At 71.3% G+C, this 14,932-nt stretch carries 16 protein-coding genes; 6 read left to right on the forward strand and 10 right to left on the reverse strand.

Going from position 1 to position 14,932, the window contains the following annotated elements:
- From cysD to MMF94_RS43760, 5 genes are all read right to left on the reverse strand, one after another.
- Positions 1 to 924 carry a sulfate adenylyltransferase subunit CysD gene (gene cysD / locus MMF94_RS17195; protein WP_241037806.1) on the reverse strand — a complete coding sequence of 308 codons (924 nt, stop codon included), beginning with the start codon at positions 922 to 924 and terminating at the stop codon, positions 1 to 3.
- A gap of 37 nt (positions 925 to 961) precedes the next feature.
- Positions 962 to 1,666 (reverse strand): phosphoadenylyl-sulfate reductase, encoded by a 705-nt coding sequence (locus MMF94_RS17200; RefSeq protein WP_241037809.1) that lies wholly within the window; start codon positions 1,664 to 1,666, stop codon positions 962 to 964.
- The gene (locus tag MMF94_RS17205) at positions 1,663 to 1,830 is read right to left on the reverse strand and encodes a PDDEXK family nuclease (RefSeq protein WP_241037812.1); all 168 of its coding nucleotides are present in this window, start codon (positions 1,828 to 1,830) and stop codon (positions 1,663 to 1,665) included. The genes MMF94_RS17200 and MMF94_RS17205 overlap by 4 nt, the downstream gene beginning before the upstream one ends.
- Positions 1,831 to 1,858: 28 nt before the next feature.
- Complete coding sequence (locus tag MMF94_RS17210) at positions 1,859 to 3,529, reverse strand: nitrite/sulfite reductase (RefSeq protein WP_241037814.1); 1,671 nt, start codon at positions 3,527 to 3,529, stop codon at positions 1,859 to 1,861.
- Positions 3,530 to 3,617: 88 nt separating this feature from the next.
- Complete coding sequence (locus MMF94_RS43760; RefSeq protein WP_379660465.1) at positions 3,618 to 3,797, reverse strand: putative leader peptide; 180 nt, start codon at positions 3,795 to 3,797, stop codon at positions 3,618 to 3,620.
- 23 nt (positions 3,798 to 3,820) lie between these two features.
- On the opposite strand from MMF94_RS43760, the gene MMF94_RS17215 reads away from it, so the two are divergent.
- Positions 3,821 to 4,435, forward strand: coding sequence for a hypothetical protein (locus tag MMF94_RS17215; protein ID WP_241037816.1), 615 nt, complete (start codon positions 3,821 to 3,823; stop codon positions 4,433 to 4,435).
- A 22-nt stretch (positions 4,436 to 4,457) separates the two neighbouring features.
- Here the strand turns inward: MMF94_RS17215 and MMF94_RS17220 are convergent, their stop codons facing one another.
- On the reverse strand, positions 4,458 to 5,939 hold the full coding sequence (locus tag MMF94_RS17220; RefSeq protein WP_241037820.1) for an FAD-dependent oxidoreductase: 1,482 nt from the start codon (positions 5,937 to 5,939) through the stop codon (positions 4,458 to 4,460).
- A gap of 195 nt (positions 5,940 to 6,134) precedes the next feature.
- Between MMF94_RS17220 and hemW the strand changes: the two genes are divergently transcribed.
- From hemW to MMF94_RS17235, 3 genes are all read left to right on the forward strand, one after another.
- Positions 6,135 to 7,295, forward strand: coding sequence for a radical SAM family heme chaperone HemW (hemW, locus tag MMF94_RS17225; RefSeq protein ID WP_241037822.1), 1,161 nt, complete (start codon positions 6,135 to 6,137; stop codon positions 7,293 to 7,295).
- Between the two features lie 231 nt (positions 7,296 to 7,526).
- A complete protein-coding gene (locus MMF94_RS17230) occupies positions 7,527 to 8,333 on the forward strand; it encodes an esterase/lipase family protein (protein ID WP_241037823.1) in 807 nt (268 codons plus the stop codon).
- Between the two features lie 208 nt (positions 8,334 to 8,541).
- On the forward strand, positions 8,542 to 9,261 hold the full coding sequence (locus MMF94_RS17235) for a DUF2306 domain-containing protein (protein WP_241037824.1): 720 nt from the start codon (positions 8,542 to 8,544) through the stop codon (positions 9,259 to 9,261).
- Positions 9,262 to 9,279: 18 nt separating this feature from the next.
- Here MMF94_RS17235 and MMF94_RS17240 read toward each other — a convergent pair whose 3' ends face one another.
- The 4 genes from MMF94_RS17240 to MMF94_RS17250 all read right to left on the reverse strand — a co-directional run bounded on the left by MMF94_RS17240 (position 9,280) and on the right by MMF94_RS17250 (position 12,519).
- Positions 9,280 to 10,062 (reverse strand): methyltransferase domain-containing protein, encoded by a 783-nt coding sequence (locus tag MMF94_RS17240; protein ID WP_241037825.1) that lies wholly within the window; start codon positions 10,060 to 10,062, stop codon positions 9,280 to 9,282.
- Positions 10,063 to 10,114: 52 nt separating this feature from the next.
- Positions 10,115 to 10,237 carry a hypothetical protein gene (locus MMF94_RS43385; RefSeq protein ID WP_277398750.1) on the reverse strand — a complete coding sequence of 41 codons (123 nt, stop codon included), beginning with the start codon at positions 10,235 to 10,237 and terminating at the stop codon, positions 10,115 to 10,117.
- Positions 10,238 to 11,312: 1,075 nt separating this feature from the next.
- Complete coding sequence (locus MMF94_RS17245) at positions 11,313 to 11,879, reverse strand: ASCH domain-containing protein (protein ID WP_241037826.1); 567 nt, start codon at positions 11,877 to 11,879, stop codon at positions 11,313 to 11,315.
- Positions 11,880 to 11,949: 70 nt separating this feature from the next.
- Entirely contained in the window at positions 11,950 to 12,519 is a 570-nt protein-coding gene (locus tag MMF94_RS17250; protein ID WP_241037827.1) for a hypothetical protein, read from the reverse strand.
- A 317-nt stretch (positions 12,520 to 12,836) separates the two neighbouring features.
- Here MMF94_RS17250 and MMF94_RS17255 point away from each other — a divergent pair, with 317 nt between their 5' ends.
- Together MMF94_RS17255 and MMF94_RS17260 are read left to right on the forward strand one after the other, a co-directional pair.
- On the forward strand, positions 12,837 to 13,310 hold the full coding sequence (locus MMF94_RS17255; RefSeq protein WP_241037828.1) for a MarR family winged helix-turn-helix transcriptional regulator: 474 nt from the start codon (positions 12,837 to 12,839) through the stop codon (positions 13,308 to 13,310).
- A gap of 69 nt (positions 13,311 to 13,379) precedes the next feature.
- A complete protein-coding gene (locus tag MMF94_RS17260; protein WP_241037829.1) occupies positions 13,380 to 14,807 on the forward strand; it encodes an MFS transporter in 1,428 nt (475 codons plus the stop codon).
- Positions 14,808 to 14,932 lie beyond the last annotated feature (125 nt).

Here is a 14,932-nt window from a genome sequence, read left to right on the forward strand (position 1 = left end):
TCAGAAGTACCCCTCGCGCTTCCGGTCTTCCATCGCCGCCTCCGACAGGCGGTCGTCGGCACGGGTGGCCCCGCGCTCGGTGAGCCGAGACGCGGTGACCTCGGCGATCACCTCGTCGAGCGTGGTGGCGGTGGACTCGACGGCACCGGTGCACGAGCCGTCGCCGACGGTGCGGTAACGCACCGACCTGAGCTCCAGGGCCTCGGCCCCGCGCGGTCCGCCCCACGGGCCCTCGGCGAGCCACATCCCGTCACGCCGGAAGACCTCGCGCTGGTGGGCGAAGTAGATCGAGGGCAGCTCGATCCCCTCGCGCTGGATGTAGCGCCAGACGTCCAGCTCGGTCCAGTTCGAGATCGGGAACACCCGCACGTGCTCACCCGGCGCGTGCCGGCCGTTGTACAGGTTCCACAGCTCCGGGCGCTGGCTGCGGGGATCCCACCGGCCGAACGCGTCGCGCAGCGACAGGATCCGCTCCTTGGCCCGCGCCCGCTCCTCGTCGCGCCGCCCACCGCCGAACACCGCGTCGAACCGGTGGTCGGTGATGCTGTCGAGCAGCGGAGTGGTCTGCAGCGGGTTGCGGGTGCCGTCCGCGCGCTCGACCAGGCGACCGTCGTCGATCCACTCCTGGACGTGCGCCACCTCCAGGCGCAGCCCGAGCCGGGCGACCAGCCGGTCGCGGAAGTCGATGACCTCCGGGTAGTTGTGCCCGGTGTCGACGTGCAGCAGCGGGAACGGCACCGGTGCCGGCGCGAACGCCTTGACGGCGAGATGCACCAGCAGCGTGGAGTCCTTGCCGCCGGAGAAGAGGATCACCGGACGGTCGAACTCACCCGCCACCTCGCGGAAGATGTGGATCGACTCGCTCTCCAGGGCGTCCAGCGCGTCGAGCGCCGAAGGGGCCGTGAGGGGCAGGGTCGCGGTCACTTGTGGGCCTCCACGGTCGAAAGTGCGTGGATGCGGGTCATGAGACGTGAAGCCCGCACTCGATCTTGCCCGTGCCCGCCCACCGGCCCGAGCGCTTGTCAGCGCCGGGCGCAGGCTTCGCCGTGCAGGGCGCGCACCCGATCGACGGGTAGCCCTCCGCGACGAGCGGGTTCACGAGGATCCCGTGCTCGGCGATGTAGCCGTCCATCTCCTCATCGCTCCACGCGGCGATCGGGTTGACCTTCACCAGCCCGAACTTCTCGTCGTAGGTGACGAGCGGCGTGTTCGCCCTGGTCGGAGCCTCGATGCGGCGCACCCCCGTGACCCACGCGTCGTAGCTCGCGAGGGTGCGAGAGAGCGGAGCGACCTTACGCAGCGCGCAGCACTGGTTCGGGTCGCGCGCAAAGAGGTCCTTGCCGAGCAGCGAGTCCTGCTCCGCGACGGTGTGCTCCGGCGTGGCGTTCACGATCCGCACGTCGTAGGTGAGCTCGACGGCGTCGCGGGTGCCGATGGTCTCGGCGAAGTGGTAGCCGGTCTCCAGGAACAGCACGTCCACACCGGGCCGCGCGCGGGCGGCCAGGTCGACGAGCACCGCGTCCTGCATGTTCGACGCGACGATCAACCGCTCGCCGAACGTCTCCGCGGCCCAGGCCAGCACCTGCTCGGCGGTCGCGTCCGGTCCGAGCTCGACCGCTCCCCGCTCCGCAAGACCACGAAGATCGGTTTCCGCCGCAACACTCATCGCGAGACCTCCGGCACTCCGATTCCGACGAACTTCAGTGAGAACGTCCGCAGACAGGCCGCGCAGTACCAGGCGCCGTGGGGCACCCGCTCGGTCTGCTCTGCGGGTCGTAGGTCCTCCTCGCCGCAGTACGGGCAGTAGAAGGGGACCGCGCGCTCGCTCATGTCGCCCCCAGCTCGGTTATACCGGCGATCATTTGAGGTCGTCCTCGTCGGCGCGTGTGACCCACTGCGCAAACCGCTCGCCGTCTTCGCGTTGGGCCACGAAACGCCTGACGATCCGCTCGACGTACTCGCCCAGCTCCGCGCTGGTGACCTTGAGGCCGCGCAGCTTGCGGCCGAAACCGGCGTCGAGACCGAGGCCACCGCCGAGGTGCACCTGGAAGCCCTCGACCTGGTTGCCGCTCGCGTCGGTCACGAGCTGGCCCTTGAGGCCGATGTCGGCCACCTGCGTGCGGGCGCAGGCGTTCGGGCAGCCGTTGAGGTGGATCGAGATCGGGACGTCCGGGCTGACGTCGGCCAGTCGCAGCTCCAGGTCCTCCACGAGCCGGATCGCCCGCTCCTTGGTCTCGACGATGGCGAGCTTGCAGAACTCGATCCCCGTGCAGGCCATGGTCGCGCGCCGCCACGGCGACGGCTCGGCCTGCAGGCCCAGGGTGGCGAGCTCCGCCACGAGAGCGGCGACGTTCTCGTCCGGCACGTCGAGCACGACGATCTTCTGCTGCGGGGTGAGCCGCACCCGCTGCGACCCGGCCGTCTCTGCGGCCTTGGCCAGCGCCACCAGAGTGGCGCCCGAGACGCGCCCCGAGGCGGGAGCCACGCCGATGTAGTTGCGGCCGTCGACCTGCTTGTGCACGCCGACGTGGTCGATCGGGCTCTCGGGGATGGCCGGCGCGGGGCCGTCCACCATCTTCTTCCCGAGGTACTCCTCCTCCAGCACGCGGCGGAACTCCGCCACGCCCCAGTCGGCGACGAGGAACTTGATCCGGGCGCGGGTGCGCAACCTGCGGTAGCCGTAGTCGCGGAACACCGAGACGATGCCGGCCCAGACGTCGGGAACCTCATCGAGCGGCACCCACGCCCCGAGTCGCTGGGCGATCTTCGGGTTCGTCGAGAGCCCACCCCCGACCCAGACGTCGAAGCCCGGGCCGTGTTCCGGGTGCTCGACGCCGATGAAGGAGACGTCGTTGACCTCGTGTGCCACGTCCTGCTGCCAGGAGATCGCGGTCTTGAACTTGCGCGGCAGGTTGGAGAACTCGGGGCTGCCGATGTAGCGCTCGATGATCGCGTCGATCGCCGGACGCGGGTCGATCCGTTCGTCCGCGGCGATCCCGGCCACCGGCGAGCCGAGGATGACGCGGGGGGTGTCGCCGCACGCCTCGGTGGTGAGCAGCCCGAGGCCCTCCAGCTTGCTCCAGATCGCGGGCATGTCCTCGATCTGGATCCAGTGGTACTGGATGTTCTGCCGGTCGGTGACGTCCGCGGTGTTGCGCGCGTGGTCCTGCGAGATCTCGCCGACCGCCCGGAGCTGCTCGGTGGTGAGCGCCCCGCCGTCGATGCGCACGCGGAGCATGAAGTAGCGGTCGTCGAGCTCCTCGGGCTCCAGCACCGCGGTGCGGCCACCGTCGATCCCGGGCCGGCGCTGGGTGTAGAGGCCCCACCAGCGCATACGGCCACGCAGGTCGGCGGGATCGATCGAGTCGAACCCGCCCTTGGCGTAGATGTTCTCGATGCGGGCGCGGACGTTCAGCCCGTCATCGTCCTTCTTCGTGCGCTCGTTGGGGTTGAGCGGCTCTCGGTAGCCCAGCTTCCACTGGCCTTCGCCGCGCTTGCGCTTGCCGGGAACGGACGTGGTGGGGGGCAAGACGAGCCTCCGGATTGCGGCACAGGGCGGCCGCGGGCGTGCGCGACTGGCCTCTGCGCCGGCTGTGTGTGGTGGTCGGGGCGCGAGATCAGCGCTGTCGACAGAGCGCGCTGCTCACCCGGTGCAGGTCCACGTGGCGCCGGGCCACGAGTCGCAGGGTCAGCGCGGTCACAACGAACAGCGTGCCACTTGTCCGGTCCGCGATCCATCGACGTCCGCATGCTGGGAGCGGGCTCACACGGTTTGCCGAACGGCCCCACCGCGTCACGCGCCCTGCGTACCGTCCCGCGCGTGGAGAGTGGAGTGATCGACCTGCGCAGGCTCAACGGACGGTGGCTGCTGCTCGGGGCGCCGATCCTGTGGGCGCTGAGTGCGGTTGTCGTCGTCGCCGCGATCCGTGGCGACGTGGACGGAGGGCCGGTGGCCCGGGTGGTCGTCGGGGTGCTGGGAGGGTGCTTCGGGCTGCTCGCCCTTGTCGTGTCGCTGACGTTGCTCGACCTGCGACGGCCGCGCCGGCTGCTGATCGACCACGAGGGAATCCGGCTCGACACCGGTCGGCGCACACCGGCGTTTCGCCTGGCGTGGACGGAGATCGGAGCGGTCTCCCTGCGCCTCTCCGACAGACGACGGAGAATCCACGCCCGGATCTACTACCGGTGGCTCGATCTACCGCCGAAGGCGACGCCGATCGTTGCGGCGCTCGAGCTCTACCCGGCCGATCAGGAGGCCGTGCGCCGGCACCCCGAGCTGCGCGGGGCATGGCGGCTGGGTCGCGAGCGGTGCTGGCTGCTCGTGATCATGGGCGGCGCGGGCGCTCCACCACCGGTCGGCGCGCTCGTGCAGCGGTGGCATCCGGAGCTCTGGCGGGGGGAGCACTCGGCGTCGCTGCTGGCGGATCCTCGATGAGATCCGCACGTGCGTCTCGGCGTCAGGTCGCCTCGTCCGGAACGCGGTCGCGGCCACGGAGTTCGTTCACCCGCTCGGTCAGCCACCCCAGGCCCTGCCGGGCCGTCGCCTGAACCCGGCAGGCCGCGTCCCGTCCGTGCGCCACCGCGGCCCGGGTGATGACGGGCGGTGAGAGCAGCGCATCGGGGTGCACGAGCATGAAACCGGCGGCGGTCGCCGTCGCCTCCACCGTGGTGTCGAGTGGCGCGGCCGTCAGGACGAACCGGGTGAGCAGCCGAGCGATCCGCTCCTGCATGGTGTGGTGCAGCGGGATACCGACACGGAGCTCGTCCATGATCGTCGACATGCGCCAGGCCGCATCCACCACCAGGCGCTGGCGCTCGAAGAACCCGTGCGCGGGAGCGTCGAGGTCCGGCTGGGTGGCCAGGAACGACTCCAGGCACACGGCGTGCAGCGCCGCAGACGAGATGCCCTGGCCGTAGGTGGGGTTGAACGACGCCACCGCGTCGCCCACCGCCACGAGCCGCGCCGGAAACCGGTAGGCGGAGGCGAACTCCCGGCGGCGGCTGTCGCCCATGTGATAGAGCCGGATCGGGCCCAGCGGCTCGCCGGCTGCCGCGCGGGTGAACTGCTCCGGAAGATCGTCACGGATCTGTGCGCGGAAGTCGTCGATCGTGGTGGCGGGGCGGTCCTCGCCGTAGCCGGACAGCATCACGATGAACCGCTCGCCCTCGATCGGCCCGTAGACAGCGACGTTCGTCCGGCCGGGGAGGTCGCGCAGCAGGGTGATCGGCGGCTCGGGCGGTTGGTCGCTCGGTGCGAAGTACCCCGTGGCGTAGGTCAGCGCGATCGGCAGCCGGACGAGCTCAGGGCGCTCCCAACCGGCCTTCTCCAGCCACTCGCCCAGCCGGCTCGAACGCCCGGTCGCGTCGACGACCAGGTCCGCCTGCTCCACGCGCTCGACGCCGTCGACCTCGACGCGGACGCCGGTGACGGTCTCGCCCACGAGTTCCAGCCCGGTGGCCCGCCCGGTGAGGACGGTGACGGCGGGAAGCGCGAGCACCCGACGGCGGATCATCGCCTCCAGGAACGGGCGGCTGGCCGACATGATCCCTGGGTGGACGCTCCGGAGCCGCCGGTTGCGCCCGGTCAACGCCGGACGCAGATCCGCCGGAGGCGCCACGAAGGCGCCTTCCGCCACGCACGCGTCCGAGAACCCGGGGAACCAGCGGTCGAGCTGCATGCGTCCCGCCGCCAGCAGCGCATGCACCTGCTGTCCGTGCGGCACGCCGTGGCGGGCCTCGGCACCCTGGCCGAGCTCGTCGCGCTCGACGATCACCACCTCGGCGGCCGCCCCGGAGAGTGCTCGCGCCGCGAGCAGTCCGGCGACGGAGCCGCCCATCACCACGACCCGCTTCAGCAGGGGCCGCTCCGGGGCGGGAGTCGTCGTCCCGACGAGGTCGGCGAACATGCGGGCCGGACTGAGCGGCCGGGAGATCGGCATTCCTGCGGTCCTGTCCCGGGAGCGGCGCCCCGGGCAACCGGAGCTTGATCGGGACGTTAGGCCACGATCACCGGAGTCGTCGCGACCCGCTCGGGTGATGTGATCGAGGACTCCGGGGCGAATGGAGCGAGCCGTGGGGAAGGGGACGGACCGGCGAACCCTGCGCCGTCCACCCGACTGGCAGACTGGGATGCCGTGCCCACTCGCTCGCCCTTCGGGGTCTACGTCCACGTGCCGTTCTGCGCGGCGCGCTGTGGGTATTGCGACTTCAACACCTACACACCGGTCGAGCTGGCGGGCTCGGGAGCGTCACCGGACGGCTGGCTCGACGCGGTCCGCCGCGAGCTCGATCTCGCTGTGCGCACCGTGGGGCCGCGGGCCGTCGACACGGTGTTCGTGGGCGGCGGCACCCCGTCGCTCCTGGGGGCGGATCGGCTCGGTGAGGTGCTCGACGCCGTCCGGGAGAGCTTCGGGCTCGCCCCGGGCGCCGAGGTGACCACCGAGTCCAACCCCGAGTCGACGTCACCGGAGTTCTTCGCAGGCCTCGTCGAGGCCGGGTTCACGCGGGTGTCGCTGGGGATGCAGTCCGCCGCGCCGCACGTGCTGCGCGTGCTGGAGCGCCGGCACACCCCGGGCCGGGCGGTAGCCGCCGCGCGAGAGGCCCGGGCTGCGGGGATCGTGCACGTCAACCTCGACCTCATCTACGCCACACCCGGCGAGACCGACGACGACCTTCGTGCCTCGCTCGACGCGGTGCTCGATGCGGGAGTGGACCACGTGTCTGCCTACGCCCTGATCGTCGAGGACGGCACGGCGCTGGCTCGCCGCGTGGCGCGGGGAGAGTTGCCCGCCCCCGACGACGACGTGGCCGCAGCCCGCTACGAGCTGATCGACGAGCGCCTCGATGCAGCCGGACTGCGCTGGTACGAGGTATCGAACTGGGCCGCGTCCGGGCCGGCGGCCTGCCGGCACAACCTCGGGTACTGGCTCGACGGGGACTGGTGGGGGCTCGGGCCGGGCGCGCATTCGCACCTGTCCGGCGTCCGGTGGTGGAACGTGAAGCACCCGGCGCGGTACGCGTCGCTCCTGGCTGAGGGAGAGTCGCCGGAGGCCGGGCGCGAGGTGCTGACCGAGTCGGAACGCCACACCGAGCGCGTGATGCTGCGGCTACGCTTGGCGGCGGGCCTCCCGCTGGACCTCCTCGACGACCAGGGTCGTGCCGCCGCCGTTCGTGCGGCCGAGGACGGGCTGCTCGACCCCGCGGCGCTCCCCACCGGCCGCGCGGTGCTGACCCGGCGCGGCCGCCTCCTCGCCGACGGGGTGATCAACTCCCTCCTGGCAGGAGCCCCCGTGTGACACCCCCCGCGAGGCACCCCTTCCCTGAGCGCGAGTCGCCCGGTCCGCGCGGGCAGGCCGCCCCGCTCGGGAGCATGCAGCTGTGAGCCCGGACGTGGCCGGGGGATCCGGCTCCTCCCGTGCGATGGGCAACTTGCGGGGCCGGCGCGGGTCGCCTGGATTCTGCGGAGTTACCCCTGGTCGTAAACGTGTGGTTGTGGGGCCTGGTGTGCGCGGGTGGGTGGCTCACCGATGAGTCCGCGGCGGCGGTTGTTGGTTGCGCTGGTCGGGGTGCTCGTCGTCGCACTCGTCGTGGTGGTCGGGATCCGGTTGGTCGGGCGTGGTGGCGCCCCCGCCGGGCCTGCTGCGGCGCCACTGCCACCCCAGGACAGGCCCGGCCCCGTGCTGCTCGTTCCCGGCTACGGCGGTTCTCGCGACAGCCTGCTCACCCTCGCCCGGCGGATCGAGGCGACCGGCCGTACCGCCGAGGTGCTGACGTTGCCGGGCAACGGCACGGGGGATCTGTCCGCGCAGGTCGACCTGCTCGACGGGGCCGTGGGGAACGCGCTCGCGGCGGGGGCGCCGTCGGTGGACGTGATCGGATACTCGGCGGGCGGGGTGGTCGCCGGGCTGTGGGTCGCGCGCGACCGCGGCGCTACCAAAGCCCGTCGGGTGATCACGCTGGGCTCGCCCCTCGCCGGCACGACGCTGGCGGCGGCCGCAGCGGCGAGCGCGCCGGACGCCTGCCCGGCCGCGTGCCGCGAATTGGCCCCGGACAGCGCCGACCTCGTGGAGCTGGCGAACGCGAAGGTCGGGACGGCGCTGCCGTGGCTCTCGATCTGGACCACCGACGACCAGGTGGTCACCCCGCCGGACTCGGCGCGACTCGACGGCGCGGTGAACGTGCCGCTGCAGTCGATCTGCCCCGGCGCCGCGGTGAGCCACAGCGGACTGCCGACGGATGCCGCCGTCACGGGCCTCGTGCTGGAGGGGATCTCGCCGGCCGCCCTCCCGACGGGCGGGGACTGCGCAGCTCTGCGGGCCGCAGGCGCGGGCTGACGGCCGCGCCAGACGCCGATCGCCGCGACATGGACACCTGACGTGGAACGAACCCGGCGCGCAACAGCGACATGTGACCATGTCGCGCCCGGGCGGGGTTGTCGGCGGTGGGGTGTTCCCCACCACCGGACGGTGGCGCACCGGCGTGTCGGCGAGCCACTGTGAGCGGAGGGTGAACGCACTGCTCCCGAGCTCGGAGGTTCCCCCGGTGTCCGCCACATCCACCGTCCGCAGATTCCGGACGCTCGCCGTCCCGCTGGCCGTGCTGACCGTCGTGTTCCTCGTGATCTCGCTGCCGCCCTACCTCGGGCTCGATCCCGCGAAGGCCCGCCTGCCCGTCCCCGAGGACGTGCCGTGGTTCTACCCCGCGCTCGTGGCGCACATCGGGTTCGGCTCGATCGCGCTGCTGACGGCGGCGCTGCAGGTGTGGCCGTGGCTGCGACGGACCCATCCCGCCGTGCACCGCTGGAGCGGCCGGATCTACCTCGGGCTCGGCGTCATCCCGGGCGGGGTTGCCGTGCTGGCGGTCGCACCGTTCGGGCAGACGGGCGGGCCGACCGGCCAGGTCGCGAACACGATGCTGGCGCTGCTCTGGCTGGCCACGGCGGTGGCGGGCTACAGGGCTGCCCGCGCCCGGCGGTTCGGCGAGCACCGCGAGTGGATGGTGCGCAACGTGGCCCTGACGTTCTCCATCGTCGCGAACCGGCCGTGGAGCATGCTCTGCATCGCCGTGTTCGCCCCCGAGGTGATGGGCACCGGCCCGGTCGATCCGGCAGTACTCGCCCAGGCCGCCGGCGTGTCGATGTGGCTGAGCTGGGTGGTGAACCTGCTCGTCGCCGAGTACTGGCTGCATCGCACCCGCACGCGGCGGGGCGTTCGGGGCGGCCCCACGGCCAAGCACCGGCAGCCGGTGCCTGCCACGTCCTGATCGAGTCCCGATGCGGAGTCAGGTGACGGTCGCGAGGAAGACGTATCGGTTGAGACTGAACAGGTAGTCGCCCTCGTCGGCACGGGCGCGCAGGTCGTCGAGCCAGGCCTGCGCGTCCTTCGCGGTGAGGCCGCGGCGGCCCACCACGAACTCCGCGATCAGCTCCATGATGTTGGCGCTGAACGTCTCGCTGTGCAGCCGCGGATTGAACAGCACCACGACCCGCTCCTCGGGCACGGTGAAGCCGGCTCGCCGCAGCAGCCCCGCCAGCGTGCTCGGCAGGTGTGGATGGACGAGGTGCTCCTCCCATGCCGCGATGACCCGCTCGTGCAGCTCACGGTCCGCCACGTGCCACACCGCCGAGTCCCAGTCGGTGTCCAGGATCAGCGCGCGGCCGCCGGGTCGCAGCACCCGGCGCAGCTCAGCGAGCGCCCGGGGCATATCGGGCACGTACTCGTAGACCTGCGTGGAGACGGCCGCGTCGAACGAGGCGTCCGGGTAGGGCAGGTTCGCCGCGTCACCGTCGTCGATGTGGATCCAGGCCCTGCTCGCACAGCGGGACCGGGCGATCGTGTTCATCGCCTCGCTGACATCGAGCCCACACACGGTGCCCGTCGGCCCGACGGCGTCAGCGAGCGACACGGCCAGGTATCCGGGCCCGGAGCCGATGTCGAGCACCCGCTCGCCGGGCTGCGGCGCGAGCAACGCCAGTACCTGTGCCCGCTGTGCCACGACGTCGGGAGTGGCGTAGGTCCGCTCGACATGGCGAGCGGCCTGCTCGTCGAACTCCAGCGCGGCCATGGTGCCGAGGTTATGCCCGTCAGCTCGTGACGTCCTTGGTCGCGAAGTTTGCCTATGCTGCTCCGAACGCGACGAGCACGTACGACAGCTGGACCTCCACCCCCTGACGGACGGCTGTCCAGAGGATCGGCACGCGGTAGAGGTCGATCCACGCCAGCCAGTGCGTGGTCGGCACCGGCCCGGGTGGTCAGCACCTTCGCCGGTTCGGAGAGGCCCCATTCGGTGGGGGCCCGCGGCCCGAAGCGCCCTGATGATGGGGACGGTGGACGGGCCGCGGGGAAGGCGGCCACGTCCCGGGAAGCCGCGGCTGCTCCCAAGCGATGATCATGGGGAGCGGTGGGTGGGCCGCGGGGGATCCGGGCGGCTCAGCCGCGGACGGCGGCTCGGACTGTTGGCCTGATCGCTGCATGGGCGTCGGCGGCCACGTCCCCGGGGAGCCGTGGTTGGCCCATGATCACCGTTTCGGGGTCGGTAACCGCTCAGGGCGCGGCTGTGCGTCCCCGTTCGTTGATCATGGTTGCTGGTCGCCCGCCGGCTGATCCGTGCGAGGTTCATGATCAGCGTTTCGGGACCCGCCGCCGCTTTCCGCGCGGTTCCGTGGCCCCAATCGATGATCATGCGGTTGCGGGGCTTGGTGCCGGGGGCCGCGGGGCATCCGGACGCGCCGATCCGCAGACGGTGGCTCGGACTGGTGGCCTGGTCGCTGCACGGCAATCGGTGATCATGTCCTGGGAGAGCTGCGGCTGCTTCATGATCACTGTTTGGGCCCGGCAACCGCTCGGGGCGCGGCTGTGGGTCCCCGCTCGTTGATCATGGTCGGTGGCGACCCGCCGGCTGATCCGTGCGTGGTTCATGATCACCGTTTCGGGACCCGCCGCCGCTCTCCGCACGGTTGCGGGTCCACAACCGTTGATCAAGCGCCCGGGGAGGCACTCAACACGAAGTCGGCCGGTCCTGCCGGTCCGGTGACCGGCCGATGCCGAACGGACCACTCCGGGTCGTCGAGGCCGGGCGCATGTTCGCCCAGCCTGCGCCCTCGGACCGTCGGCGCCGGTGCCTGCCGACCCACTGGGAGGCCCAGCGGTGGCCGCACCCCGCGGCGCCTGCCACCTCGGGCACGCCCAGAACGTGCGGGCCCAACCCCGTGCGGTGCTGCGCTCGAACCCGGAGCTCCCCTACCCGCCTCGGAGGCTGATGGACCGCAAGGATCTCGGGAACCGGGTCTTGCGCTGCGCGTCCCCCGGCCGGCGTCAGCCGCGGAGGTAGGCCTCGCCGCGCGGGGAGAGCCGGTAGCCGACCTGGAGGCTCTCGGTCAGGCCGAGCTCCTTGAGTTTGCGCACGTCACGCTTGAACGGCAGCGTCTCCCGGCCCAGCCGTGCGGCGAGGTCGGGGGCGCGGGTTCCGGGGTTGCCGGCGATCAGGTCGAGCACCGTGGCGGTCCACGGGCCGGTGCGCGACGCGCGGTCCAGCCGGTCCAGCCGCCTTGTCAGCTCGGCGCGTTCATCGGCGTTCAGCCTCGCCCGGGATCGCAACTCCACGCGCGGATCCGGACCGGCGACCCGCAACCGGATGCGGAAGAGCTGCCCGTGGCCCGATTGTGCCGCAAGCAGCGCCGGGAGGTCGGCGAAACCGGCGGCGTGGGCATCCCGCTCGGTGAGAGCGGTGGGGTCCACCGGTTCGACCGCGGTGAACTCCAGCACGCCGACGGGCGTGCGCTGTGTGCCGCCCGGGCGCACCCGGGGCCGGTCCCAGCGCCGGAAAACCGCGGTGACGGTGCCCGCCGCGATTGCGTCCAGGGTGATGCGCCGGATCAGCACAGGGCGAATCCTCCCAGCAGCCCGTGCGCGGTGACCAGCGCGAACGCCCGTCACCGCGCACGGGCGAGGGTCAGAACTCCTCGCCGCCGAAGTCCTCGGCGCCGCCGAACTCCTCACCGCCGGCGAATTCCTCCTCGCCGCCGGACATGTCGTCCTCGTCGTCGTCGAAGAAGGCGTCGGCGATGGCGGTGCCGATGAACGCGCCTGCGACGCTGGCCAGGAGCGTGCCGGCGATCATGCTGCCCATGCCCGGCCCCTGACGGCCGCCGCCGAGCGTGCGCTCCATCGTGCCGGGGTTGTGCATCTCGGCGCGGGTGGCCATCCGTGCCATCTCCCGCGGGTCGGTGGAGCGCGCCCGCTCCGCCTCCGGCACGTTGGTGCTCATCTCGGCGAGCACCCGCGAGCGCTGCTCCGGGGTGAGCTTGGCGAACGCCTCGGCGTGCGCCTGCTCGATGGTCTCGGGGGGAGCGGTCTTCAGCATGTACCTGTAGCGCTCGACGGCGACCTCGTCAGGGTCGCGATCGTGCTCGTGGCCGTACTGCGGCCGGTGATGATCGTGCGCCCGGTGATGGTCGTGCGTGGGGTGTGCGGTGTGCGCCGGCGGAGCGAAGCGTTCCTTCAGCTTGTCGAAGAGGCCCATCAGCGCGCGGCTCCCTGGCGTCGTTCTTCGCGAAGTTCGCGAAACGGATGATCCACGCCAACCCAACGATCACACCCGGCCGGGAGTTCCGCGGAACCTGTGCGGGTAGCCGACCGGTAGCGGTGAGGTGGCGCGCCGGTGTCACCACGCCCTGCGCGGATGTCCTGAAAATCCTGTTTCGTTAATTTGACTATCCATTCCGATATGGTCGCTATGGGATCATTCGGGTGATCGAAATTGCCTCTTCCGTGAACGCTGTCACGCCAGTAGTCTCACGGCGGACATCATTTCGGGCACCGGACAGTGCGGACACCAAAGTGATCAACGACGATACTGAAACTTTCGACGAGGTCGGCTCTGATGCCGACGTCGGAGAAGTGCTTCTCGCCCTCGGCGGGCGGCTCACCAGGTTGCAGACCGAGATTCTCGCCGGGCTCGACCAGTCCCTCACTATTCGGCAGTATCGAATTCTGTCCCGGGTCGGGAGCGGGCACACATCGCTCACCGCCTTGTGCAAACTTGCGCACCGCAACCCGTCCACGATGTCCGAGAGCGTGGACAAGATGGTCACCCGCGGATTCCTCATCCGCGGCACGTCCGACACCAGCCGTCGCACGATGCGGCTCGCGCTCACCCCGCTGGGCGTGGAAGCCCGGGATGCGGCGCGGCGGGCTCTCGAGAAGTTCGCCGCCGAGCTCACCGCAGGGCTGCCCGCGGAGATGCGCTCCCCACTCCTTCCGGCGCTGCGCCGGATCTACTTCGACACCCAGGGCCACCTGGACGACCGCTGATCGCGCGGCCCACCCGAACGGCCACCGCGACACACATTCAGCTTCGCGCCACAAGGAGGTGGTATCTCCATGTCCCACCACGCCGCGACCGTCCCCGGTTCCAGCTCCCTGCTCACCCGGCTGGACGAATCCGGATTTACCAATCGGCATCTGACGCTCTACCTGACGGTACTGGCCGGGCATTTCCTGTGCGGTTTCGTCATCAACGTAACGGGGGTCACACTCCCCGGAATCATCGGTACGTTCCATCTCTCCAGTGAGCAGGCCGGCTTCTACTCGTCGGTCCTGTTCGCGGGAATGCTCGTGGGCGCGGCGCTCGCGGGCTCGGTCTCCGACAGGTTCGGGCGCCGGGTTCCGCTGGCCGCCAGCATCGCGATCTACGCCGTGTTCTGCCTCGCGGCGGTGTTCGCCTGGAGCTTTCCGTCACTGCTGGTGTTCCGCGGGCTGCAGGGTGTCGGCCTCGGCGCGGAGATCGCGGTGGTGCTGCCCTACATCGCCGAGTTCGCACCCTCCCGCCACCGCGGCCCGATGGTCACCATGGCCACCTCCGCGTGGCTCATCGGCACGCCGGTGGCCGCCGCGATCGGGGCGCTGGTGGTGCCCGCGTTCTCCTGGCGCGCCATGTTCGTGATTGGGACGCTGCCGGTCATCGTCAGCCTGTTCATGCTGGCCCGGCTCCCGGAGTCGGTGCGCTACCTGTTGCGCAGCGGACGGGCACAGGATGCGCTCCGGATCGTCGACCGGCTCTGTCCGGAGTCACGCGGCGCCGCGGGGGACCTCACCGCCGTGCGCGGCGCGCAGCCCGAACCCGCCGGATCGATCGGGTCACTGCTCGGACGCTCCTACCTCCGCTACACCATCGCGCTGTGGATCATGGAGGTCTGCGGTGGGGCGTTCCTCTACGGGCTCTCCGGCTGGCTGCCCTCCGTGCTGGAGGGCCAAGGCGTCGGCTTGCTCAAGAGCTTCGGCTACACCGCGATCATCACCGCGGTGGGTGTGGTGGGCAGCATCCTGGCGGGCCAGCTGATCAACCGGATCGGCCGCCGGGTCGTGCTCGGCGTGTCATTCCTGGTCAGCGGGCTGCTCTGCTTCGTGTGGGGCACCGCGTCGGCAGCCGTCGCGGTGGTGGTGCTCGGCTCGCTCGCCACCTTCTTCGGAAGCGGGCTGGGCGGTGCCACGCTCTTCGCCTACGCCAGCGAGCTGTACCCCACGGCGAGCCGGGCCACCGGCATCGGCTGGGCCGCCGCGATGCAGAAGGTGGGCGGGCTCGTGATGCCCGTGCTGGTCGGTTTCGTGCTGGCCATGCACACCTCGCACTACGCATTCTTCGTGCTCTTCGGCGTCATCTCGATCGTCGCCGGCCTCATCGCCCTCGCCGCCACCTTCGAGACGAAGGGCAAGACGGTCGAGGAGGTGGCGCGCGAGGTCGCCGCAGGTCGGGGTGCCCCGGTCGTCGCCCCGGCGGCATTGGCGGATGCGGGGCCGGCAGGCTCCTGACGTCCCGGACAGGCTCACCACCCCCCCCGCCGGAACGTGCGGTCGGCCACCGGCGGGGCGATGATGAGCGCTCAACTCGTGGAGAACACCTAGACTGGTGAGAACACCACGAACCGGGGAGGAAC

It is taken from the genome of Pseudonocardia alaniniphila, from assembly GCF_022524485.1.
Taxonomy (GTDB): domain Bacteria; phylum Actinomycetota; class Actinomycetes; order Mycobacteriales; family Pseudonocardiaceae; genus Pseudonocardia; species Pseudonocardia alaniniphila.